The organism is Gelidibacter salicanalis (genome assembly GCF_016469035.1).
In the GTDB taxonomy this organism is placed as follows: Bacteria; Bacteroidota; Bacteroidia; order Flavobacteriales; family Flavobacteriaceae; genus Gelidibacter; species Gelidibacter salicanalis_A.
The window spans coordinates 164,123-187,248 of sequence record NZ_JAEHJZ010000003.1; the positions used below are offsets into that span (position 1 = coordinate 164,123).

At 37.4% G+C, this 23,126-nt stretch carries 20 protein-coding genes; 9 read left to right on the forward strand and 11 right to left on the reverse strand.

Annotated elements, in window-relative coordinates:
- Window positions 1–76: 76 nt before the first annotated feature.
- The gene (locus tag JEM65_RS01835) at window positions 77–472 is read left to right on the forward strand and encodes a hypothetical protein (RefSeq protein ID WP_199596839.1); all 396 of its coding nucleotides are present in this window, start codon (window positions 77–79) and stop codon (window positions 470–472) included.
- A gap of 48 nt (window positions 473–520) precedes the next feature.
- Here the strand turns inward: JEM65_RS01835 and JEM65_RS01840 are convergent, their stop codons facing one another.
- Both JEM65_RS01840 and JEM65_RS01845 read right to left on the reverse strand, forming a co-directional pair.
- On the reverse strand, window positions 521–1,060 hold the full coding sequence (locus tag JEM65_RS01840; RefSeq protein ID WP_199596840.1) for a sigma-70 family RNA polymerase sigma factor: 540 nt from the start codon (window positions 1,058–1,060) through the stop codon (window positions 521–523).
- Window positions 1,061–1,601: 541 nt separating this feature from the next.
- Window positions 1,602–5,024, reverse strand: coding sequence for a methylmalonyl-CoA mutase family protein (locus tag JEM65_RS01845; protein ID WP_199596841.1), 3,423 nt, complete (start codon window positions 5,022–5,024; stop codon window positions 1,602–1,604).
- A gap of 266 nt (window positions 5,025–5,290) precedes the next feature.
- Here JEM65_RS01845 and JEM65_RS01850 point away from each other — a divergent pair, with 266 nt between their 5' ends.
- The 3 genes from JEM65_RS01850 (at window position 5,291) to JEM65_RS01860 (ending at window position 6,734) form a co-directional block, all read left to right on the forward strand.
- Window positions 5,291–5,995: a DUF4197 domain-containing protein gene (locus JEM65_RS01850; RefSeq protein WP_199596842.1), complete on the forward strand. Its 705-nt coding sequence runs from the start codon at window positions 5,291–5,293 to the stop codon at window positions 5,993–5,995.
- 229 nt (window positions 5,996–6,224) lie between these two features.
- Complete coding sequence (locus JEM65_RS01855; RefSeq protein WP_199596843.1) at window positions 6,225–6,425, forward strand: Lacal_2735 family protein; 201 nt, start codon at window positions 6,225–6,227, stop codon at window positions 6,423–6,425.
- A gap of 81 nt (window positions 6,426–6,506) precedes the next feature.
- Complete coding sequence (locus JEM65_RS01860) at window positions 6,507–6,734, forward strand: hypothetical protein (RefSeq protein ID WP_199596844.1); 228 nt, start codon at window positions 6,507–6,509, stop codon at window positions 6,732–6,734.
- Here JEM65_RS01860 and JEM65_RS01865 read toward each other — a convergent pair.
- The 3 genes from JEM65_RS01865 to prfA are packed head-to-tail and all read right to left on the reverse strand — an operon-like array spanning window position 6,703 to window position 9,441.
- The gene (locus JEM65_RS01865; protein WP_199596845.1) at window positions 6,703–7,479 is read right to left on the reverse strand and encodes an ABC transporter substrate-binding protein; all 777 of its coding nucleotides are present in this window, start codon (window positions 7,477–7,479) and stop codon (window positions 6,703–6,705) included. The genes JEM65_RS01860 and JEM65_RS01865 overlap by 32 nt on opposite strands.
- 36 nt (window positions 7,480–7,515) lie before the next feature.
- Window positions 7,516–8,331 carry an orotidine-5'-phosphate decarboxylase gene (pyrF, locus tag JEM65_RS01870; protein WP_199596846.1) on the reverse strand — a complete coding sequence of 272 codons (816 nt, stop codon included), beginning with the start codon at window positions 8,329–8,331 and terminating at the stop codon, window positions 7,516–7,518.
- 33 nt (window positions 8,332–8,364) lie between these two features.
- Window positions 8,365–9,441, reverse strand: a complete 1,077-nt coding sequence (prfA, locus tag JEM65_RS01875) for a peptide chain release factor 1 (RefSeq protein WP_199596847.1) — start codon at window positions 9,439–9,441, stop codon at window positions 8,365–8,367.
- A 301-nt stretch (window positions 9,442–9,742) separates the two neighbouring features.
- Between prfA and JEM65_RS01880 the strand changes: the two genes are divergently transcribed.
- On the forward strand, window positions 9,743–10,033 hold the full coding sequence (locus JEM65_RS01880) for a hypothetical protein (protein WP_233530485.1): 291 nt from the start codon (window positions 9,743–9,745) through the stop codon (window positions 10,031–10,033).
- Complete coding sequence (locus tag JEM65_RS01885; RefSeq protein ID WP_199596848.1) at window positions 10,030–10,689, forward strand: ATP-binding cassette domain-containing protein; 660 nt, start codon at window positions 10,030–10,032, stop codon at window positions 10,687–10,689. Before JEM65_RS01880 ends, JEM65_RS01885 begins: the two co-directional genes overlap by 4 nt.
- 45 nt (window positions 10,690–10,734) lie before the next feature.
- Here JEM65_RS01885 and JEM65_RS01890 read toward each other — a convergent pair whose 3' ends face one another.
- The 6 genes from JEM65_RS01890 to JEM65_RS01915 all read right to left on the reverse strand — a co-directional run bounded on the left by JEM65_RS01890 (window position 10,735) and on the right by JEM65_RS01915 (window position 19,748).
- Complete coding sequence (locus tag JEM65_RS01890) at window positions 10,735–13,287, reverse strand: adenosylcobalamin-dependent ribonucleoside-diphosphate reductase (RefSeq protein ID WP_199596849.1); 2,553 nt, start codon at window positions 13,285–13,287, stop codon at window positions 10,735–10,737.
- 196 nt (window positions 13,288–13,483) lie between these two features.
- A complete protein-coding gene (locus tag JEM65_RS01895) occupies window positions 13,484–14,584 on the reverse strand; it encodes a DUF3078 domain-containing protein (protein WP_199596850.1) in 1,101 nt (366 codons plus the stop codon).
- Between the two features lie 31 nt (window positions 14,585–14,615).
- Window positions 14,616–15,794: an AIR synthase related protein gene (locus JEM65_RS01900; RefSeq protein WP_199596851.1), complete on the reverse strand. Its 1,179-nt coding sequence runs from the start codon at window positions 15,792–15,794 to the stop codon at window positions 14,616–14,618.
- Window positions 15,795–16,088: 294 nt separating this feature from the next.
- A complete protein-coding gene (locus tag JEM65_RS01905) occupies window positions 16,089–16,238 on the reverse strand; it encodes a hypothetical protein (RefSeq protein WP_199596852.1) in 150 nt (49 codons plus the stop codon).
- Window positions 16,239–16,486: 248 nt separating this feature from the next.
- Window positions 16,487–18,673, reverse strand: a complete 2,187-nt coding sequence (locus tag JEM65_RS01910) for a glutamine synthetase III family protein (RefSeq protein ID WP_199596853.1) — start codon at window positions 18,671–18,673, stop codon at window positions 16,487–16,489.
- Window positions 18,674–18,794: 121 nt separating this feature from the next.
- Window positions 18,795–19,748: a calcium/sodium antiporter gene (locus JEM65_RS01915; RefSeq protein WP_199596854.1), complete on the reverse strand. Its 954-nt coding sequence runs from the start codon at window positions 19,746–19,748 to the stop codon at window positions 18,795–18,797.
- Window positions 19,749–20,015: 267 nt separating this feature from the next.
- On the opposite strand from JEM65_RS01915, the gene JEM65_RS01920 reads away from it, so the two are divergent.
- The 3 genes from JEM65_RS01920 (at window position 20,016) to JEM65_RS01930 (ending at window position 23,021) form a co-directional block, all read left to right on the forward strand.
- Window positions 20,016–20,411, forward strand: a complete 396-nt coding sequence (locus JEM65_RS01920) for a BlaI/MecI/CopY family transcriptional regulator (RefSeq protein WP_199596887.1) — start codon at window positions 20,016–20,018, stop codon at window positions 20,409–20,411.
- 2 nt (window positions 20,412–20,413) lie between these two features.
- Complete coding sequence (locus JEM65_RS01925; RefSeq protein WP_199596855.1) at window positions 20,414–22,183, forward strand: M56 family metallopeptidase; 1,770 nt, start codon at window positions 20,414–20,416, stop codon at window positions 22,181–22,183.
- A gap of 685 nt (window positions 22,184–22,868) precedes the next feature.
- Window positions 22,869–23,021 (forward strand): SsrA-binding protein, encoded by a 153-nt coding sequence (locus JEM65_RS01930; protein ID WP_199596856.1) that lies wholly within the window; start codon window positions 22,869–22,871, stop codon window positions 23,019–23,021.
- The last annotated feature ends 105 nt before the right edge of the window (window positions 23,022–23,126 follow it).

The following is a 23,126-nucleotide window of genomic DNA, read 5'->3' on the forward strand; positions in this document are numbered from 1 at the left end:
ATACGGTTTTACTTTAAAACCGATTATAATAGGTCTGAATTTGTCTGTAAATTTGATAAAATTGCTTTTCATAAAAATGGTATACCCAATTCCATCGCATCTATCAGATTTGCCTATTTACAAAAAGGCCATGGATATTATTACCCTTTCCAGAAATATATCTACATATCTAAACCAAGATTTATCTTACTTAAAGCCAGACGGTTCTGAAGATCATCACATTTATTTCTCTGGTGATATCGTACAACAATCCACATCATTGGCTCCAGAAATTGTCAATGCTGAACTAGAACGTCATTCTGATAAAAAATACAAACACATCGCTTCTTTGGAACGTTTGACGACCCTACTTTATAAAAATTGCCGACGTTTAGAGAAAAGTCATAGTAATGGAAGAGATTATCTGCCCATTTTAAGAAGTGAATTGAAAAAATTCCGCCGATTACAGCATACGTGGATGATGACGTTATAAGATTCAAGAAATAAACACCACCTTTCAATATCTTGACTATGGGTTTGCTTAATGGCACACTTTACATTCCTCGCGTTCTTTCAACTCTCCTACCAAATATCCATCATTATTTATTTTAAAATCACAACATTCCACAAAGCCTTGTGAAATTAGTTTTCTACCACGTTGAATTTGAGATTTGACGGTTGGTAACGGCAGTTTTAAACGTTCAGATATTTGTGCTTGTTTGAGTCCTTGAATATCCGCTAGAATTAAAGGATTTCTGTATTTTTTAGGCAGGCTTTTAATAATGCCACGCAAACAGTCTTCCTTAGTATGCTCGGCGGGCGCGTTGTCAGCAGGAATATGGTCTTCTGCTTGACTGCTAATGGACTGATGGTTTCTAAAATAATCCATCACTGTGTGTCGTGCAATAGCAAATACCCAAGGTTTTAACTTAGTCTCATCGTGTAAGGTGTCTAATTTTACATGCACTTTGAGGAATGTTTCTTGGAGTAAATCATCAGTAGCCACATCGTCCTTGACCTTACCTAAAATAAAGTGTTTGATGTCTTCCGAATATAAATTCCATACCGCTTTTGTTTTCATAAGAATGCATTAAAAAAGAGTCTACTTTAGTATAAAATTACTAAAATAGACTCTTATTATTAACATTTTAAACTAAGCTTAACAGTTGCAGTTGTTGCAGGTACAATTTTCACAAGTACAAGCTGCACAATTTCCTTTTTGACAACTGTCGCAATTACATGCGCATTGGTTATTATTCATGATGTTTATTTTTTAGGTTCACCTAATAGACGTGAAAAACTTAAAAAAGATGCATTTTGAATGGGTTTATTTTTTATTTGTGAAATTCTTGAAGATTTCGCTATTTAAATTAAGGTTAGAAATCTTGAGATCCCTTGATGTGGTGCGAGCAACTCACACCAGTTTTGCGGAATTTATATTCGGTTAAATATTTTACTTATCTTTCATGAGATCCTGCTGAAGGGCGGGATAAGCGACTCACACAAGTTTTGCGAAAAGGAAAATGTGGTTAAATGTGTCACTGATCTTTCATGAGATCCCGCTGAAGGGCGGGATAAGCGACTCACACAAGTTTTGCGAAAAGCAAAACTTGGTTCGCTGCTTACATATTTCTCCTATACTGTCCTCCGACTTCAAAAAGCGCCCCTGTTATTTGACCCAATGAACATACTTTACTCACCTCCATTAAGGCTTCAAAAATATTCTCGTTATGGATGGCTTTATGCTGTAATTCTTGGAGTAAGTGGCCCGTATCATTTCCTTTATGCAGATTTTCAAGTGTGGCAATCTGGAATTGCTTCTCCTCCTCCGTTGCTCTAATCACTTCTTTCGGAATGACCGTTGGTGAGCCTTTACTGCTTAAAAATGTATTTACGCCAATAATAGGGAATTCACCATTATGCTTTAAGGTCTCATAATACAGGCTTTCTTCCTGTATTTTACTACGTTGGTACATCGTTTCCATTGCCCCAAGTACACCGCCTCTTTCTGTAATACGATCAAACTCCAATAACACCGCTTCTTCTACCAAATCGGTTAATTCTTCAATGATGAATGAGCCTTGGATTGGGTTTTCGTTCTTCGCCAAGCCTAATTCCTTATTAATAATCAATTGAATGGCCATGGCACGACGCACAGACTCCTCTGTAGGCGTTGTAATGGCTTCATCATAAGCGTTTGTATGTAATGAGTTGCAGTTGTCATAAATAGCGTATAACGCTTGAAGCGTGGTGCGAATATCATTAAAATCAATCTCCTGCGCATGTAAACTACGCCCTGAAGTTTGGATATGGTATTTCAACATCTGCGCTCTCGGATCTGCATTATATTTATTTTTCATTGCTTTTGCCCATATCTTACGGGCAACACGGCCAATAACCGCATATTCTGGATCGATACCATTTGAGAAGAAGAACGATAGATTGGGACCAAATTTATTGATATCCATCCCTCTGCTCAAATAATACTCTACATAGGTAAATCCGTTGGATAAGGTCAATGCCAATTGGGTAATTGGATTCGCGCCTGCCTCGGCAATATGGTAGCCTGAAATAGACACTGAGTAGAAATTACGTACATTATTCTCAATAAAGTATTCCTGAACATCTCCCATCAATCGCAGAGCGAATTCAGTTGAAAAAATACAGGTATTTTGTGCTTGATCTTCTTTTAAAATATCCGCTTGAACCGTACCTCGTACTTGAGCGATCGTTTTGGTTTTGATGTCTTGGTACACGTCGTCTGGCAAAACTTGATCACCAGTAACCCCGAGCAACATCAATCCTAGTCCATCATTGGTTTCTGGCAAGTCGCCTTTATAGGTTGGACGCTCAACACCTTTCTCTTTATAGATTTTGGCAATCTTTGCCTCCACCTCTTTTTCCAGTCCGTTTTCTTTGATATACAACTCACATTGTTGATCTATGGCAGCATTCATAAAGAAGCCTAACAACATTGGTGCAGGACCATTGATGGTCATACTTACCGAGGTCATGGCATGTGACAGATTGAATCCTGAGTACAATTTCTTAGCGTCGTCCAAACAGCAAATGCTGACACCTGCATTTCCTATCTTCCCATAAATATCAGGTCGTAAATCTGGGTCATTCCCATAAAGCGTTACACTGTCAAATGCTGTCGATAAGCGTTTGGCCGGCAAGCCCATGCTCACATAATGGAAACGTCTGTTGGTTCGTTCTGGTCCACCTTCGCCAGCAAACATACGCGCAGGATCTTCACCCGTGCGTTTAAAAGGATACAGTCCTGAGGTAAACGGAAATTCCCCAGGTACATTTTCTTGCAGGATCCATCTTAAAATATCGCCCCAAGCCTGGTATTTGGGCAATGCTACTTTAGGAATCTTAGTATGGGAAAGTGACTCCGTATGGGTTTCAATTTTTATCTCTTTACCTCTGACCTTAAACGAATATATAGGATTTTTATACGTGTTGACCTTTTCATCCCAGCCCGTTATAACCGCCCAATTGTAAGGATCAAGATTTAATTTAACACGATCAAATTCGCCCACCAATAACTTGACAAAATCCTTATGGGCATCGGCAACAGACGCGATTGAATTACTATCTATCCCTGCTTTATCCAATTCTGGCGTTTTGCCAAGTACAGATTCTAATGTTTTATAAATGCCGTAGAGTTTTTGTGCTACTTCTACTTGGTCGTTTGCAGTTTTATCGTAAGCGCGGTTGCTCTCTGCTATTTCAGAAAGGTAACGTGTTCTAGCTGGTGGAATGACGAAAATCTTTTCGCTCATTTCTTTCGAAATGGTAAAGGTCGATTTTAAATCGGCGTTTGTTTTTTCAACAATCCCATCCATGATCGCTTTGTAAAGCGTGTTCATTCCTGGATCATTAAATTGTGAGGCAATCGTTCCAAAAACCGGTAAATCACTCTGATCGACATCCCACAGTTGGTGGTTGCGCATGTATTGTTTTTTAACATCGCGCAAAGCATCCAAAGAACCGCGTTTATCAAATTTGTTAATGGCTACCAAATCGGCAAAATCGAGCATGTCAATTTTTTCCAATTGGGTGGCAGCACCAAATTCTGGTGTCATCACGTAAAGAGAGACATCAGAATGTTCTATAATTTCAGTATCTGACTGACCAATACCTGAAGTTTCTAAAATGATCAAATCGTATTCCGCAGCTTTCAACACCTGAATAGCTTCGTTCACATATTTAGAAAGAGCCAAATTGGACTGACGGGTTGCCAAACTACGCATATAGACCCGCGGACTATTGATGGCATTCATACGAATACGATCGCCAAGTAGTGCTCCACCTGTTTTACGTTTTGAAGGATCCACAGAAATTAAACCGACAGTCTTTTCTGGGAAATCAATCAAAAATCGACGAACCAATTCATCTACTAATGACGATTTACCAGCACCTCCAGTTCCTGTAATTCCGAGTACAGGCGTTTTAGAGTCTTTATTTTTTATGTGAATTTTATCAAGTGTAGCTTTTGCAACCTCTGGAAAGTTTTCTGCGGAAGAAATGATTCTTCCTATAGCTTTGGGATTTTTTTTCTCTAAATCTCCAAACTCATTGTTAAGGACATCTCCAAGCGCATAATCTGAAGTTTCTACTAAATCATTGATCATGCCTTGCAATCCCAATTCCCTTCCATCATCAGGCGCATAAATCCTGGTAATGCCATAATCCATGAGTTCTTTGATTTCCTCAGGAAGAATCACACCGCCACCGCCACCAAAAATCTTGATATGGCCAGCCCCTTTTTCCTGCAACAAATCATACATGTATTTGAAATACTCATTATGACCACCTTGGTAAGATGTTAAAGCAATTGCGTTCGCATCTTCTTGAATGGCTGTATTGACAACCTCTTCTACACTTCTATCGTGCCCCAAGTGAATCACCTCAACGCCTGTGGATTGAATGATGCGTCGCATAATATTTATGGCAGCATCATGACCGTCAAAAAGAGATGCGGCAGTTACGATTCTAACTTTATGTTTGGGTTTATAGGGTGTTACTTGTATCATATGTAAAAATTGAATTTATACCTCTCGCAAATTTACAGATTTTATAAAAGAAGTACACATATATTGTGAATAGTTTAGAGAACGCAAGATTGTCCTAAAGGTATTTTAGTCACGGTCTCAGGATGTTACTTTTGCGCATTTTTAATAATGACAAGTCTCCTCTCCTTTTTTGTATGGTCAACTACCAATGATCTTAAAGGTTTACTAAACCATCGTAATTAAAACTATTTGATTTATTTTTGAATCCACTAAAAAATAAAATTGTTATGAAAAAATCTCTACTAATATTAGTTACCATCTTTACCATGAATTCTTGTGCAGAATTACAAAGCGTGGTAGACTCCTTACCTCAAGGCGGTGTTTTAAGTAATACAGATATTGCGAATGGATTAAGACAGGCGCTCGATTTGGGTATTGAAAAACAAGTGACCAAACTGACACAAACTGACGGTTTTTACAGAAATGAACTTGTAAAAATTCTTCTTCCTGCAGAATTACAAAGAGTTGACAAAGGCTTACGTGATATCGGCTTGAGCAATTTGGCAGATGAAGGCATCAAAGCGTTAAACAGAGCTGCTGAGGATGCAGTTAAGGAAGCCACACCAATTTTTGTAGGTGCGGTTAAGGAAATCACTTTTACTGACGCAAGAAACATCCTCTTAGGAACAGATGATGCCGCAACACAATACCTTTCCACTAAAACCCGAACCTCTTTATACGATAAGTTTCACCCTGTAATCAACGCTTCTTTTGCAAAGGTGGGCGCTGATCAAATTTGGGAAAATTTAATCAATAGATATAATGCCATCCCATTTACTACCAATGTCAACCCTGATTTGACGGATTATGTTACAGAAGAGGCTTTGAAAGGCGTCTATACCATGATTGCGGTTGAAGAAAAAGAAATCAGAACTAAAGTTGGCGCGCGAACAACGGATGTATTGAGAAGAGTTTTTGCACTACAAGATTAAGGGATTCTTAATGTAAAGATTTCCTAATACTGGACATATCTTCAAATACATCAGAACATGCAGTGTTGCCTTAGCTCTTTAAAATACTATGCTTATTTTAATAGGGTCAAAAGGGAGTCAGTTAAAAGCCGGTTAATAAAATAAATCGGCTTTTTTTAAATGTTTTTGGGTTTTTAACATACTGCGTATCACAATTTTAGATATATTTAACTTTCAAACTTTTGTAGTCATGAAAAAGTCATTAGAAATTAAATCCCATCAAATTAAACTACAAACACGTTATAAACAACTTGTTGAACAAGCCTATAACCTGCGTCAAACAGATCATGCCTTAAGCGATATTTCAGAATATAAAGCGATAAAGCTTTTAAATAAATTGAATCGTTTAAATTATTTGAGTCGGGAATCTTCACGTCCCAGGACAATCTGATAATTTACCATAAATTTAACTTTAAACACATATCTTTAAATAGTTACACAAACGTATCTATAGTTTAAAATCTTAACCTATATGAATACACAGTTTTGTAAAGTCGGAAAAATTAAATTTAGCCTCAATGAGGTATTGAATTTAGACGAAGTGGAAAACAATTATTTAAAATTTACGGAAGAAGCCTACAACATGCTGCAAACCGATGCGAGTTTAAGCGATTTTTTATACCACGAAGCCTCCAAATTGAGAAAGATTATTTTGAATTTGAAAAATTCTAATTCAGCGGATGTTGATGCAGCGTTTTAAAATAATCAAAGGCTTTTACTAACCGAGAGCCATACCAAGAGAACATTTCTCCATCCACTATTAAAATGGTTGCGTTGGGAAAGTAAGCTTGCACTTCCGCTTTATGTTCTTCCTTAAACGGAAACGGCTCGCTTGATAACAGAACGAGTTCTGCAGATTCCGGCTGATCTCTGCTCAGATCAACTTCCGGGTCCTCAAAATAATTGAGAAATCCATTGCCTCGCATAATCTCATTGATAAAGGTGTTTTTTGCTGCCACCATCCACGGATGTTTCCAGATAAAATAGGCTGTGGTTTTTTTGGGTTGATCTTTTACAAAGTCAGCAAACTCCTGTCTTTTCTCAGCTATTTCCCTAATCATTGCCCTAGCACGTTCCTCTTTTGAAAAAAGCAGACCGTATTTTTCTATCAACTCTAGAGCATCTTCAACAGTATTAACATCACTGATATGTACTGGCGCTATTTTCTCCAGCTCCTGAATCATCTCCTTAGTATTCTCTTCTTTGTTGCACAGAATAATATCGGGTTGCACCGCTATTATTCTATCGTAATGGACTTGTTTTGTACCACCAACAATGGTTTTGTTTTTGAGGAGATGAATGGGATGGACGCAAAATTTGGTAATGCCCACAAGAGCTTCTTCAAGACCTAAATCAACCAACAGTTCCGTTTGTGACGGCACCAAGGAAACAATCCGTTTTGGAGTGTTTTCTAAATTGATTGGTCTATGCAGTTGATCTCTCATTTTTTGATTGCAGGAAGTATTTGAGATATTCTCTAATTACTGATTTAAGATGAATGCCATTTCTTGTTGCAATTCCTTTGCTTTTTGAGCAGCAGCTTCAGCATAGTGCTCATCACTGGACGCATATATAATGCCTCGTGACGAATTGATCAACAATCCAATAGTACTAGTCATTCCATACTTACACACATCTTGAAGATTACCGCCCTGTGCTCCAACCCCTGGCACCAGCAAGAAGCTGTTTGGAATAATGCTTCTAATGTCTACCAAATATTCTGCTTTAGTCGCCCCCACAACATACATGAGGTTTTCAGAATTTTCCCAAGATTTCGAGGTTTCTAAGACATGCTTATAAACTTCTTTGCCATCAATGTTTTTGGTTTGAAAATCGAAAGCGCCCTGATTGGAAGTCAATGCTAAAAGTATGGTGTGCTTGTCTTTAAAATCTAAAAAAGGCTCCACCGAATCTTTACCCATATAAGGCGCTACCGTAACACTATCAAACCCTAAATCTTCGAGAAATGCTTTCGCGTACATCCGGCTGGTATTACCGATATCGCCGCGTTTTGCATCGGCAATGGTAAACATTTCAGGATGGTGTTGATTGAGGTAATGAATTGTTTTTTCGAGTGCTTTCCATCCTTTTAACCCGTAGGCTTCATAAAAGGCCGTATTCGGTTTATAGGCTACACACAAGTGATGGGTCGCATCAATTATGGCTTTATTGAAGGCGAAAATCGGATCTTCTTCAGATAGCAAATGCGGCGGAATTTTTTCTAAATCGACGTCCAATCCTATACAAAGAAAGGAGTTCTTTTTTCTAATTTGTGTAACGAGGTCTTGTGTTGTCATACCAAAAAAAAGCCTCAAAAAGAGGCTTGTTATTTAAATTACATCAGTGTTTGCTTTTAATTTCTGGGTGTTTTCTGCCAATTGCAGCTCGTCAATGATACGTTGTATATCTCCATTGACAATATTGCCTAAATCGTATAGGGTTAAACCAATTCTATGATCAGTTACCCGTCCTTGAGAATAGTTATAGGTTCTAATCTTGGCACTTCTATCTCCAGACGTGACCATAGAACCACGCTTTTCAGCATCTTCTGCGTTTTTCTTGGCAAGTTCCATATCGTATAAACGTGAACGCAATACTTTAAAGGCTTTCTCTTTATTTTTATGTTGTGATTTTTGATCTTGACACTGGGCTACCAATCCGGTTGGAATATGCGTTAAACGTACCGCAGAATAGGTGGTATTTACAGATTGACCACCTGGACCTGAAGAACAGAAAAAGTCAATACGTACATCTTTTGGATTAATTTCCACATCAAACTCTTCAGCCTCTGGGAACACCATTACCGTTGCGGCACTGGTATGCACACGCCCTTGGGTTTCCGTTTGTGGCACACGTTGCACGCGGTGTACGCCAGCTTCAAATTTTAAGGTGCCGTAAACATCATCTCCAGAAACCTCAAATTGAATTTCCTTGTAGCCACCGTTGGTACCTTCACTATAATCTACCACATCAACTTTCCAGCCTTTACTTTCACAATACTTAGAGTACATTCTAAACAAATCTCCAGCAAAAATACTGGCTTCATCACCACCTGTACCGGCGCGAAGTTCCATAACGGCATTTTTCGTATCCTCAGGATCTCTTGGAATCAACATAAAACGAATGGCATCTTCCAATTTGGGGATCCCTTCTTTGGCTTCATCATATTGCATTTTGGCCATTTCTACCATTTCTGGATCGCTGCCATCATCTAAAATTTCCTGTGCTTCAGTCAAATTGTTAGTCAACTCTAAATACTCCTCGCGCTTATCCATGAGTTTGCGCAATTCTTTGTACTCTTTATTCAGATCAACATAACGCTTTTGGTCTGTCATGATATCTGGCTGAATAATTAAGTCACTGACCTCATCAAAACGCTGCTTTACTATTTGTAATTTGTCTAACATGTATGGTTTAATTGTGACGCAAAAGTACAATAATTTCTCAATTTTAATTAGGAATTTTTAGTACGGACTAAAGAAAATCATGATGAAATAGCCGCTTTCATCTGCTGGTTATAAATTAAAGCCAGTGTTCCTAAAACACGTTTTTAGGTTATATTTGAAAGAAAGTAACGCAATTGGGTTTTATATTGAGCTCGATAAAAGGTTGAGAATACCATAACAATTCGTTATGAATGCGCTACTTAGCCTCTTTTCAAAATGGAGTATCACTAAAATAAATGTTCAAAAATTTCGTTTTGTCGTTATGATACACCGCTTGGGAGCCATCTTCTTATTTTATAGACCCTATTTTGTATGGTCCATGACGATCAATATTTTGATTGTCATTTTCAATCCCTATATTTTACCGAGTATCATTACAAAACTTCTTTTGACCTTTTTTGTATGGTATTTGGTGCACGAAACCGGCGCCAAACGCAAATTGCTTTTTTATAAAAATTTAGGCATTTCGACATGGCGGTTATTTACAACACTTTTTTTTATTGACATTACTATAACCATTACCTTTCTGCTCCTAATGAAAGTGTTTGTATGATTATTGAATTGGATAGTGTTGAATTATATTTCAACACCCGACGCATCTTAAACGGTGTGTATCTCAAAGCCGAAACTGGAACTATTGTGGGGCTTTTGGGACGGAATGGCAGCGGAAAGAGCTGTTTGTTACAGATCTTGTTTGGAGCCTTAACACCCAAATACAAATTTGTAAAGATTGACGGAAAGCCACTCTTAAAACCTTTATATTCTAAAAAGAATACCGTTTACCTACCCCAACATCAGCTTGCTCCAAACCATCTAAAAATCAAAACACTTTTTAAGCTTTTGCAATTGGATTGGAATGAATTCATAAGTTATTTTGATAATTTTTCGCCGTATTACAACGCCAAATTGACTACTATCTCTGGAGGTGAACGGCGTGTGATTGAAACCTATGCTGTTTTAAAACAAGCAAGTGCATTGGTTTTGCTGGATGAACCCTTTTCTCATATCGCACCGTTATATGTAGAAAAAATCAAACAACTTATCACCGCTGAAAAACCTAATAAAGCCATTATTATTACGGATCATTATTATAAAGATGTTATTGACATTAGCGATGCGCTCTATCTTTTAAAAAATGGGTGCACCAAAAAGATTGAGGATATTGAAGAACTCAACGACTATGACCATCTCAATGTTGACCATCTATAAACAGAAAAAGGAAGCCATAAGCTTCCTTTTATAATATTCAAACTGTTATCCACATTTAGAAGATCCACAATCCTTACAGGTCAAACACCCTTCTTGATAAATTAGATTTTCAGAGCTGCAGTTACTACACGCCTGTCCTTTAACCTGCGTTCCATCTTCAACATAACGTTTTAAGGCTCTCACCACACCATTTTTCCAGGTATTGATAGATTCTGTATCCAATTGCAAACTATTGATTAAGTCCACAATTTTATCAATTGGCATGCCGTGACGCAAAGTACTAGAGATCAATTTCGCATAGTTCCAGTATTCAGGATCAAATTTGTGCGATAGCCCTTCAATAGTTGTTTTATAGCCTCTAATGTTTTTGTATTGGAAGTCATAACGCGACGTACCATCTTCATTTCTATTTTTGATGATCACCCCTTCGTTTGCCCAACGCGGAATCAAAATACCATCCTCATCATCAGCAAGACCCGTAAAAATCTCGTAAGGCTTCCCATCAATCAATCCGATAAAGGCAATCCATTTTTCTTTATTATTTTGGAATCGTACCACGTCAGCTTTCAACACTTGCGGACGTTTTGTAGGGAACGTGGTCAACGTATCCGTATCTTCTTCCTTCTTTTCTTCATTTGAAATCAAGACTCCTGATCTTGAACCGTCTCTATACACCGTAACACCTTTGCATCCTGCTTCCCAAGCTTCCATATACAATTTCCCAACCAAATCTTCAGTAGCGTCATTTGGCAAGTTGATGGTGACACTGATAGAGTGATCCACCCACTTTTGAACAGCACCTTGCATAGACACTTTGCTCATCCAATCCACATCATTAGACGTTGCTTTGTAATATGGCGATTTTTTAATCAACTGATCCAATTCCTTTTGCGCATAATTTTTGGTCAGATCAAAACCATTCACTTCCATCCATTGTTTGAATCGGTGATGGAATACCACGTATTCTTCCCAAGAATCGCCAACCTCATCTACAAAATCAATACGCGCTTCCTTATCATTAGGATTTACTTTACGACGTCTTTTATACACTGGCATAAATACAGGTTCAATTCCTGAAGATGTTTGTGTCATCAAACTTGTTGTCCCGGTTGGAGCAATGGTCAACAGGGCAATGTTACGACGACCATATTCTGTCATGTCATAATAAAGCTGTTCATCAGCCTCTTTTAGACGCCCAATAAACGGATTGTTTTTCTCACGCTCAGCATCAAAAAAGGCAAAAGCACCACGCTCCTTTGCTAAGTCTACTGAAGAACGATAAGCTGCAAGTGCCAAGGTTTTATGAACCTCTACAGAAAACGCATTGCCTTGTTTACTACCGTATTGAATGCCTAAAGCGGCCAACATATCTCCTTCTGCAGTAATACCTACACCAGTTCTTCTACCCTCTTTTGCTTTTGTTTTGATGTTTACCCATAAATTTCTTTCGGTTGCCTTAACCTGATCACCTTCTGGGTCTGCATCAATTTTTTGTAAAATGACATCAATTTTCTCTAATTCAAGATCAATAATATCATCCATAATACGCTGTGCAAAGCCCACATGTTTTTTGAAAAGTTCAAAATTGAATTTGGCGTCTTTCGTAAACGGTTGCTCTACATAAGAGAATAAATTGATGGCCAATAACCTACAGGAATCATAAGGACATAACGGAATCTCGCCACACGGGTTTGTAGACACTGTTTTATAACCTAAATCAGCATAACAATCTGGCACAGATTCATTGATAATGGTATCCCAAAATAAGATGCCAGGTTCAGCCGATTTCCAGGCATTATGAACAATTTTTTTCCAGATGCCATTTGCTTCTATCGTTTTAGAAAACTTAGGATCCTCACTAAAAATAGGATATTTTTGAGTGTATTGTCTATCTAATTTTACAGCCTTCATAAACGCGTCATCAATTCTTACTGAAACGTTAGCCCCGGTAACTTTACCTTGTTCTAATTTGGCATCAATAAAATCTTCAGCATCCGGATGATTGATAGACACTGATAACATTAAAGCACCTCTACGCCCATCTTGAGCAACTTCTCTTGTAGAATTTGAATACCGCTCCATAAACGGAACAATACCAGTAGACGTTAATGCTGAATTTTTAACTGGAGAACTTTTTGGACGTATATGTGATAAATCATGACCCACACCGCCACGACGCTTCATTAACTGAACTTGTTCTTGATCAATTTTCATAATCCCGCCATACGAATCAGAATCGCCAGAATTACCAATTACAAAACAGTTGGACAATGAAGCAATTTGAAATGGGTTCCCAATCCCTGCCATAGGGCTGCCTTGTGGTACAATATATTTAAAATCCTTGATGAGATCAAAAACCTCTTGTTCTGTCATCGGATTTTTATATTTAGATTCTACACGAGCAATTTCTTTTGCAATTCGCGTATGCATGTCATTTGGTGTCGATTCATAAATATTGCCCTGTGAATCTTTAAGGGCATATTTATTTAACCAGACTCTTGCGGCCAGGTCATCTCCTTTAAAGTAGTTTAAAGCAGCTTCAAAAGCTTGTTCTTGGGTGTAGAGGGATGTTGGAGCGATAGGGGTGTCAACTTTCATTTAATTTTAGGCTTTAGTAGGTTGTGAAAAATATCTTTTGAAAATGTAAAGTAACAAAAAATAAACAACTTACACCATGACCTCAATCATAAAGTTTACAACAAAATAGACTTAAAATACTAACAACCAGATAGTTATTTATTTATTAACATCTAAAAGTTAACAAATTTAAATAATACTAGTTGTTACATTCAATTTAGAAATCAAGGGCCACTCCAATGCCTAGAATTTGCTTCCATTGCACCTTGGCACCACTCTGAACATACTTATCTTTAACGTCTGTGGGGGTCAAAATCTTGATATCGTCATCATATTTTATATGAGATCCTAATGATGCTTTTACGAATTGATTCACTTTAAAATCGAAATTTACGAGCCAATCTATATCAACATTTCCAAAACTATTTATATAATCGGTATACAAACTCGTTTTACTGGACACATTAATATTCTCAAAAACTCCAGTTTCGAAATAATTAGTGACTAAAATTCCAACTTCGTTTCTAGAAGTTCTTCCTCTTCTAAGCATATTTCCTGCCTCATCATAAACCGCTGGATCTACACCAAAAGCGCCCTTATTGGCCAAGGTCTGATCTAAAACATAGGTTGTTTTGACGGTCAACGGCGAAAAATAAAATGCAAACTTCTCCATATCTTTACCATATTCAGCACCTACTCCAACAAACATGTAACCGGGCGCCATAAACTTGGAGATGGCCCGTTTACGATCGGGATATTTATAACCATTGGTAAATTGGGTTTTGAAATTGAACTGCGCAGAAAAAAACCAATTTGTCAAAGAGTCCTGTCGATAACCTACATTAGAGTCCAACTCAATAATATCTTCAGTTTTTCTCAACTTCTGATCCTCTTGTTTATGGAGACCATAGCGAATCTTACCTTTATTAGACCAGTAGAAATCCTTGTACTTATAGTTTAAACTAGAGTTAAGACCCAATAACGCAGATATCGAATTACTTCCTCCGGAGTTCCAGTTCACAAAAGTGACCTCACTAATATCTACACCGGCTCTATTATTTTGTACCCATTTGGGCTTCTCTATAGCCGCGAGAGAGTCTGCTTTATATTTAGCAATGATCTTAGCTTTTGCCACAGCTAGGTCAATAGCTAAGGCATTGGCCTTTGCAGCGGCCTTTTCAGCTGCCTTCAACCTAGCCTTTGCCGCCACCAAAGAGTCGACCTTTGCCACAGCAACGGAGTCCTTTTCTTGGCCAGTGGTCTGACCGTTTAAAAATTGGCACAGTAAAACTGAGCATAATATAAAAATCTTTCTCATTAAGCGGGCTTTTAACGGTTTAGACTAGGTGTTAATAGTTAAATTCTCCAAATTCGCTTGTGATGGTCAACTGCTTATTAGCGGCATTTTCCACCCTACCCACTATTTGCGCTTCCACATTAAAAGATTTTGATATGGCAATCAAATCTTCAGCAATGCTAGGGGACACATATAGCTCCATACGGTGGCCACAGTTGAACACTTGATACATTTCCTTCCACGAGGTGTTGGATTGCTCTTGAATCAATTTAAATAACGGAGGAATAGGAAATAAATTATCTTTTATGATATGGAGATGCTCCACAAAATGAAGAATCTTAGTTTGGGCGCCACCACTACAGTGAACCATTCCATGAATATCCTCTGGCGTATATTTGGATAAAATTTTACGAATTATTGGCGCATACGTACGTGTTGGTGACAGCACTAGCTTGCCTGCGTCTATAGGCGCACCTTCAATAGCATCAGTCAATTTTATGTTTCCAGAATACACCAAATTCTTTGGTACTGCGGCATCAAAACTTTCTGGAAACTTTTCAGCCAAATAGTTGTGAAAAACATCATGGCGTGCAGACGTCAGTCCGTTACTGCCCATGCCACCATTGTATTCCGTTTCATAGCTTGCCTGCCCTGAAGAAGCCAATCCTACAATAACATCACCTGCCTTAATATTGGCGTTGTCAATTACATCAGAACGTTTCATACGTGCCGTAACTGTAGAATCTACAATGATGGTGCGGACCAAGTCTCCCACATCGGCAGTTTCACCACCTGTAGAATGAATGGTTACACCAAAAGTTTTTAATTCAGCGATTAATTCTTCTGTACCATTTATGATAGCAGAAATAACTTCGCCAGGAATTAAATTTTTATTTCTGCCAATTGTAGAGGACAGCATAATATTATCAGTAGCGCCCACACACAGTAAGTCGTCAATATTCATGATTAATGCGTCTTGAGCAATGCCTTTCCATACAGAGACATCTCCCGTTTCTTTCCAGTACATATACGCCAAAGACGATTTGGTACCGGCACCGTCCGCATGCATAATCAAACAATAGGCGTCATCATTGGTGAGATAATCTGGAACAATTTTACAAAACGCCTGTGGGAATAGGCCTTTATCAATGTTTTTTATAGCATTGTGAACATCCTCTTTAGACGCTGAAACACCCCTTTGGGCATACCTTTTACTTATGTCTTGGCTCATAACTTTTATTGGATTTACAAAAATAGGGATTGTATTTTAGTTTTCCCTGATATTCGGATTTGAATTGCCCCTGATTTAGGAAAAAGAACCAATTAAAAAGCTAAACTGGCCATTGATACATTCCAAGTAATTTTAAAACCTTCTCCCAAGTTAAAATTATGAAAACGCATCAAAGCGCTAGACCTCATAATAATCCAAAAAAAAAGGACAACTAATTTCTAAAATTAGTTGTCCTTCACACAGTTTTCTTAATAAGATGAAAACAGATAAAAGCTTGTTAGTAGATTCTTCTCTTTAATTTGGAAGTTTAGTAACATTTTGAAATCCATCTTGAGTAATAACCTCAGAGTATTGATTTATTTCTGTAGCATTATCTGAACCGTCTTGAGAAAACAAATAGGTAGCAAATGCCAAAGCCGCAAAGCTTATGATAAGTTTTTTCATTTTAATAATTATTGATTAATAGCATGACAAATGTAAGAAAATAAGACTCTGAACATTAGTGTTTAAGGATCTATTTTTGCTATTTTTCAATAATTTCGATTAGATGCATTATACTTAGACGAACTACAGTTATATGAGCGATACAGTACGTAGTACTACGTATAACGCGCATTTAAAGAACCTATAAAACGCAAAAAAACCTCTAATAAAAGAGGTTCTCCTGCGATTTGTAAATTTAATTCTTAAAACTAGTTTGTAAACAACAATTCACGGTATTTTGTCATTGGCCAAATTTCATCATCGACCAACAATTCTAATTTATCACAATGGTAACGGATGCTATCAAAAAGCGGTTTTACCTTAAAACAATAGTCATGTGCTTTTTGCTCAAAATCCTCCAACAGGTTCGCTGTTCTTCTCTCATCTGTCATTCTAGTGACATCAGAATTTATGGATGAGATATGCCCTGAAATGTCTTCAATCAAATTCAGCTGCTCTTGTGCGAATTTTTTGAATCCTGCACCGTATATTTCTTTTAGGCCCACTACATTTTTAATCAATCTATTTTGGTACTGCACCGCAATTGGTACAATGTGATTACGAGCTATATCTCCCAACACACGCCCTTCAATTTGAATGCGCATAACGTAATCTTCCATTTCAATCTCGTAACGCGCTTCAGATTCTACCTTATTCATAACGCCCATATCTTCAAAAAGCTTAATTGATTTTTTAGACACCTTAGCTTTTAAAGCTTCAGGAGTTGTTCTATGATTGCTTAATCCACGCTTTTTAGCTTCCTTTTCCCAAGCCTCACCATAACCATTGCCTTCAAATAAGATTTTTTTGGAATTTTTGATGTATTCTCTCAAAACATTGAAAATGGCATCATCTTTTTTCATTTCCTTTTTCTTGATCAACTGATCCACTTCAACTTTAAAATCAGTCAATTGTTTTGCTACGATGGTATTTAAAACGGTCATCGGATTCCCGCAATTGGCAGTCGACCCTACAGCTCGAAATTCAAATTTATTCCCTGTAAAGGCAAAAGGAGAAGTTCTGTTTCTATCTGTATTATCCAATAAAACATCCGGAATTTTGCCAACCACGTTTAACTTTAGATCGGTTTTTTCCTGTGGTGATAATTTTCCGTTGGTTACATTTTCCAATTCATTCAATACGTTGGTCAATTGTTCACCTATAAAAATCGACATAATGGCGGGCGGTGCTTCATTTGCTCCCAATCTATGATCATTGCCCGCAGAGGCTATTGCAGCCCTTAGCAGCTCTTCGTTGTCATTTACCGCTTTAATTGTGTTGATAAAGAAGGTCAAGAACTGTAAGTTGCTCATTGGCGTTTTTCCCGGACCTAATAAATTGATCCCCGTATCCGTACTCAAACTCCAGTTATTGTGCTTCCCTGAACCATTGACACCGGCAAATGGTTTTTCGTGGAATAACACTTTAAAATTGTGACGTTCTGAAACTTTGTCCATCACATCCATTAACAGCGAATTATGATCTACCGCTAAATTAGCTTCATCAAAAATAGGTGCCAATTCAAATTGGTTTGGAGCTACTTCATTATGTCTCGTTTTTACTGGTATCCCCAAAAGCATACACTCCGTTTCAAGATCCCTCATATAGGCTAAAGCTCTTGCTGGAATAGATCCAAAATAATGGTCGTCCAACTGCTGTCCTTTGGCTGCAGAATGCCCCAACAGGGTGCGCCCAGTTTGTACGATATCAGGTCTTGAAGCTGCAAGGGCACTGTCAATTAAGAAATATTCTTGCTCCCAACCCAAAGAAGTGTTCACTTTTTTTACATTTTTGTCAAAATACTTACACACGGCAACCGCTGCAGTATCCATAGCAAATAGCGCTCTTAGTAGAGGTGTTTTAAAATCTAAAGCTTCTCCGGTATAGGAGACAAAAACTGTTGGAATGCACAATGCTGTCCCGTATATAAACGCTGGAGATGTTGGATCCCATGCGGTATATCCACGTGCTTCAAAGGTATTTCGGATCCCACCATTAGGAAAACTTGAAGCATCAGGTTCTTGTTGAACTAATTGAGAACCTCCAAATTTTTCTATAGCCAATCCGTTTCCTATTGTTTCAAAAAACGCATCGTGCTTTTCAGCAGTAGAACCTGTTAAAGGCTGAAACCAGTGCGTGTAATGTGTAGCGCCTTTTGAAATGGCCCATTCTTTCATTCCTGTAGAAATATGATCGGCAACAGAGCGGTCTATTTTTGTTCCATTCTGCATGGCAGCCATAACGCTGTTAAACGCTTCTTTTGTAAGAAACTGACGCATGGTTGCCTCATTGAAGACATTTCTTCCAAACAGTTCTGAGCGCCGTTCTTTTTCTTCAATATGAACAGGTTTACGATCAAGAGTTTTTTTAATTGCGTGGAAACGTAGAGTTGACATAATTATATATTTTAATTAAATTATGCCTCAAAAGTATAAAAAAATGATTTAAAACAAGATCATACCCTAAAAAATTTAGGGTGTTGTCACAATAATTATGATATTCGCAACAATACCCCCTCTAATTTTCGATATAGAACGCTAAAAATATAAAAACGAGATAGCCGGATAATAATATAAACCCCTTTAACCTTCCTATCTCAAATTTTTTAGGCAATAAAATCATTGGAATTAAAATAAAGGCAAAAGCAATCATCCAAAGCATATCACTGCCCAAAATTTGAGGATTATTGACGGCTATGGGTTGTATCATGGCAGTAATACCAAGTACGGAGGCGATATTAAATATATTGGATCCTATTAAATTCCCCAAAGAAATGGCTTTCTCTTTCTTAAGTGCTGCAATAACAGATGCCGCCAACTCAGGAACACTGGTGCCAATAGCTACCATAGTTACCGAAATTACCCGTTCACTGACCCCAAAAGAAAGGGCCATCTCTTTAGCCCCAAAAACCAACCATTCACTTCCAAAATAAAGTGCTGCACCCCCAATCAATAACCAAACTGTAATTTTAAACCCTGAGGTTACCTGCAAGGTGTCGTCAACATCATCAATTCCCGTTTCTGGCGCATTCCTTGAACGTCTGATCAATACCACAAGAAAAATAATAATGGAAACAAACAACGCGGCCCCTTCCCATCGGTCAAGAATGTTGCCACTTTGCAGCATAAAATAAAGCACAATAGAGAGCAACATCATCATTGGCCAATTTATTTTATAAAAATTCTTATCCACTCCCAATGGCGAAATAAGCGCCGTAATACCCAATACCAAACCAATATTGGCAATATTTGACCCAATTACATTACCTAAAGAAATATCTGACGCCCCATCCAAAGCTGCTTGTAAACTCACCAAGAGTTCTGGTGCAGAGGTCGCGAAAGATACCACTGTCATACCTATGACGAGTTTGGAGATATTAAATTTAAACGATAGCGCCACAGAAGAACGTACTAAAAATTCGCCACCTACTACCAAGAGAATTAAACCTAAAAGGACCCAGACAATACTCATAAATATTTTTTTTTGCGAAGATACTATATTCGAATTATGTGGGATGCATTGTGGTTTAGGAATCTTTAAAATTCTTAGTACCGACAAAAACAACACGCTAACCGTGGTCCTATGGCGTGCTATAATACTTATGCAACCTCAACACATCTGTATTACAACTATTATTTAAGTTAAATAACTAGAATGACAGTTGTATAACTACAAAAATAGTTATATTTGAATTTCATTAGAGTATTAAGGTATCCATTGCAACTTAAAAAATTGACCATGCAGAAGCTCACCAACAAAGAAGAAGAAATTATGCACATTATATGGAGGCTGGAAAAAGCCTTCGTAAAAGATGTGCTCGCAGCAATCACAGACGATCAGCCACACTATAACACCTTATCAACCATCATCAGGAATTTGGAGGATAAAGGCTATGTCAGTTATCATGCCTATGGAAAAACCCATCAGTACTACCCTGTTATTAGTAAAGAAGCCTATAAAAAGCGATTTATGAGCACCGCAATTGAGAATTACTTTAATAATTCTTATAAAAATGTGGTTTCATTTTTTGCTAAGGAAGAAAAAATAAGTGTTGATGAACTTAAAGAAATCATAGCGCTTATTGAAACAAAAAATCGTGACGACGCCAAGTCCGAAAAATCCAACACCCTCTAATTATGGAATACGTATTTAAAGCAAGCGCCATATTGTCCATATTTTACATCTGTTACCGCTTGTTTTTACAGCGGGAAACCTTTTATGATGCCAACCGATGGTTTTTATTATTAGGATTAATGACTTCTGCCCTATTGCCATTGATGGTGATTCCTGTGTATATAGAGGTTCCAATGACGCCCAACACTGGCTTTGCGGCTGTGGCCACCACCACGCAACATCGTCCTGAAGTTTTTGATGTGACTTCACTATTTATTTGGGGGTATGCCATTGGTGCAAGTTTTTTTTTAGGGAGATTTATTCTTCAGCTCTTTTCAATAACTACCCTTATCAAAAAACATAATAAGAAAAAAACAGCCCCTTATACCTTTATCGAAACTGCGCAAGTCAGCACTCCATTTTCGTTCTTTAACTGGATTGTTTATAATCCAACCCAATTTGATGCCCAAGAACTTGATCTCATTTTACAGCACGAAAAAGTACATGCAGAACAAAAGCACAGTGTGGATGTTCTCCTTATTGATTTAACAACCGCTCTGTTTTGGTGCAACCCCTTGATATGGCTGTACAGAAAATCACTTAAGCAAAATTTGGAATTTATTGCCGATCACCAAACCCAGAAACAATCGCGCTGTAAAGAACGCTATCAAAAATTACTGCTTAAAACCAGCGTGCCTGAAGAGAAATTAATCAGCATTAATCCTTTTTATAATTCAACAATCAAAAAACGAATCGTTATGTTACACAAATCAAAATCAAACCTTATGAACACTTGGAAATACAGTATTATTGTGCCATTATTGGCCATCTTCGCCCTCACATTCAATACCGAAACAATTGCCCAGACCACTTCTGAGAAAGACCCATCAACTACTACCAGTGATCAACAGAACATCTTAAAATTTGTCGTTACAAAAGACACTAAGGACAAACAGTTGGATTTTATAAAGGAAAAACTTGCCGAAAAAGAGGCGGTCATTTCTTTTGACGACCTGGAGAGAAACGCCAAAGATGAGATTACCGGTATCAAAATTAAGTATGACTATAAAGACAAAGTTGTAACGTATTCAAAGAAGCTATCGCATCCTATTCCGTCTATTGAGATTTCAATGAACCCCTCAAACCATAGTATTAACATAGGTGATCAGACATCAGCATTAAGTCAAATTTTTGATGTTGAAACGGATGAAAAAGAACACACTAAACTGTCAAAGTCCAATTCTGACCCTAAAGAAGATTCTTTCCTTATTATTGCCAATAAACTTAACAATAATACGGGAAGTAAAGACACGGTATTTATTCAAAACACAACCGATAAAGTCAACAACATCTACACCATTGACGATGACGGTAAAGTAAAAGGAGTTAGAAAATCAGATCATAAAACTCAGGTATTCAACAATCAGAAAAACAAACCATTAATCATTGTTAATGGCAAGGAAATTACAGACCAGCAAATGAAGGCTATCGACCCCAACACTATTGCCTCTGTAAACGTGCTAAAGGATGACAAGGTCACAAAAAACTATGGCAAAAAAGGTGAATACGGCGTCATTATAATTAAACTTAAAAACACCACCGCAACTTCTGATCTAAAAAAAGAACCACTATACATTCTAGATGGTAAAGAAATTAGCAAAGAAAAAATGGAGGCTGTCAGCCCAGATAGCATTGAATATATTGATATCTTAAAAGACAACGATGCTACAAAAAAATATGGTGCTAAGGGTGAAAATGGCGTCGTCATCATCAGCACAAAAAAGACAGACTAAGAGATTTTTAATCTGGTATTCTGAGCGGAGCGAAAGCATCAATTTAGTATAAATGATGTTTCTGACTCCGCTCAATTTTTTACTGAGAAATCGGATGTTATTTCAGTATCAATTGCGCTGCAGGGCATTAACTAAATCTACCCTCTTGTGGATCAATCGTTATCTGTTCTTTCACCAGATAAATCCGTCTTTAAAAGTTTATAAAAAAGACGAAATTGTCAATTTTCGCAACTTTACAAACAAAAACAGCCTAAGAATTTTAAAAGCCCTCAAAATAAGCCCTTAGATTATTACACAATTAAAGCTATATAACCATTTATAATTTCAATTTATTATAATATTATAGAGACATCTATAAATTCTGAAACAATTATTATTGTTTTAGTTATAAATTTAAAGTCAAATTCATTAATAACGTCCTAAGTATTTGGATTATAGTTTACAAATCATATATCTTGAAAGAACAATTGCAATTTAGCACTATATATGAACCTTTTAAACACTACGCTCATGATCACAATTGTCAAAATTATAATCGATATTATTTTCTCGATTAGCTAAATCAAAACACTAAGTAAAACTCAGTTCTAGAATGAGTTTTAGCTTAGTATTAGCATTCGTCTATAATTGTCAATTTTAGAGCGTTAAATTTTTATCTTTGTTGTTCACGCAATTAAGGATCTTCATGAAAACAAACTTCTTCAAATTTTTGGCAAAGATCAATAAGGCAGTACTACCAAGTTATTCAAAGAAAGGCCTAGATCTCTCTAAAGCCTCCAAATTAGAAATGGCCATTATTGGATGGCGGGTATTTGTTACCAAACAAGCTCTCGAATGAACAACCTCGACCCAAGGGTACGAGGTATCAAGTAGAAGTTCCTTTTTTATTTCGACGCAGAGCGTCGGGGAATAAAACCCAAGGATCCCGCTAAAAAGCGGGATT

Bases quoted from the DNA above. Each gene is read 5' to 3' on its own strand.
- JEM65_RS01895 (WP_199596850.1), bottom strand. From the start codon at position 14,584: ATGAGAAAGATTTTTATATTATGCTCAGTTTTACTGTGCCAATTTTTA.
- JEM65_RS01920 (WP_199596887.1), top strand. From the start codon at position 20,016: ATGCAGAAGCTCACCAACAAAGAAGAAGAAATTATGCACATTATATGG.
- JEM65_RS01930 (WP_199596856.1), top strand. From the start codon at position 22,869: ATGAAAACAAACTTCTTCAAATTTTTGGCAAAGATCAATAAGGCAGTA.
- JEM65_RS01900 (WP_199596851.1), bottom strand. From the start codon at position 15,794: ATGAGCCAAGACATAAGTAAAAGGTATGCCCAAAGGGGTGTTTCAGCG.
- JEM65_RS01850 (WP_199596842.1), top strand. From the start codon at position 5,291: ATGAAAAAATCTCTACTAATATTAGTTACCATCTTTACCATGAATTCT.
- JEM65_RS01860 (WP_199596844.1), top strand. From the start codon at position 6,507: ATGAATACACAGTTTTGTAAAGTCGGAAAAATTAAATTTAGCCTCAAT.
- JEM65_RS01915 (WP_199596854.1), bottom strand. From the start codon at position 19,748: ATGAGTATTGTCTGGGTCCTTTTAGGTTTAATTCTCTTGGTAGTAGGT.
- JEM65_RS01890 (WP_199596849.1), bottom strand. From the start codon at position 13,287: ATGAAAGTTGACACCCCTATCGCTCCAACATCCCTCTACACCCAAGAA.
- pyrF (WP_199596846.1), bottom strand. From the start codon at position 8,331: ATGACAACACAAGACCTCGTTACACAAATTAGAAAAAAGAACTCCTTT.
- JEM65_RS01880 (WP_233530485.1), top strand. From the start codon at position 9,743: ATGATACACCGCTTGGGAGCCATCTTCTTATTTTATAGACCCTATTTT.
- prfA (WP_199596847.1), bottom strand. From the start codon at position 9,441: ATGTTAGACAAATTACAAATAGTAAAGCAGCGTTTTGATGAGGTCAGT.
- JEM65_RS01865 (WP_199596845.1), bottom strand. From the start codon at position 7,479: ATGAGAGATCAACTGCATAGACCAATCAATTTAGAAAACACTCCAAAA.
- JEM65_RS01840 (WP_199596840.1), bottom strand. From the start codon at position 1,060: ATGAAAACAAAAGCGGTATGGAATTTATATTCGGAAGACATCAAACAC.
- JEM65_RS01885 (WP_199596848.1), top strand. From the start codon at position 10,030: ATGATTATTGAATTGGATAGTGTTGAATTATATTTCAACACCCGACGC.
- JEM65_RS01905 (WP_199596852.1), bottom strand. From the start codon at position 16,238: ATGAAAAAACTTATCATAAGCTTTGCGGCTTTGGCATTTGCTACCTAT.
- JEM65_RS01855 (WP_199596843.1), top strand. From the start codon at position 6,225: ATGAAAAAGTCATTAGAAATTAAATCCCATCAAATTAAACTACAAACA.
- JEM65_RS01910 (WP_199596853.1), bottom strand. From the start codon at position 18,673: ATGTCAACTCTACGTTTCCACGCAATTAAAAAAACTCTTGATCGTAAA.
- JEM65_RS01835 (WP_199596839.1), top strand. From the start codon at position 77: ATGGTATACCCAATTCCATCGCATCTATCAGATTTGCCTATTTACAAA.
- JEM65_RS01925 (WP_199596855.1), top strand. From the start codon at position 20,414: ATGGAATACGTATTTAAAGCAAGCGCCATATTGTCCATATTTTACATC.
- JEM65_RS01845 (WP_199596841.1), bottom strand. From the start codon at position 5,024: ATGATACAAGTAACACCCTATAAACCCAAACATAAAGTTAGAATCGTA.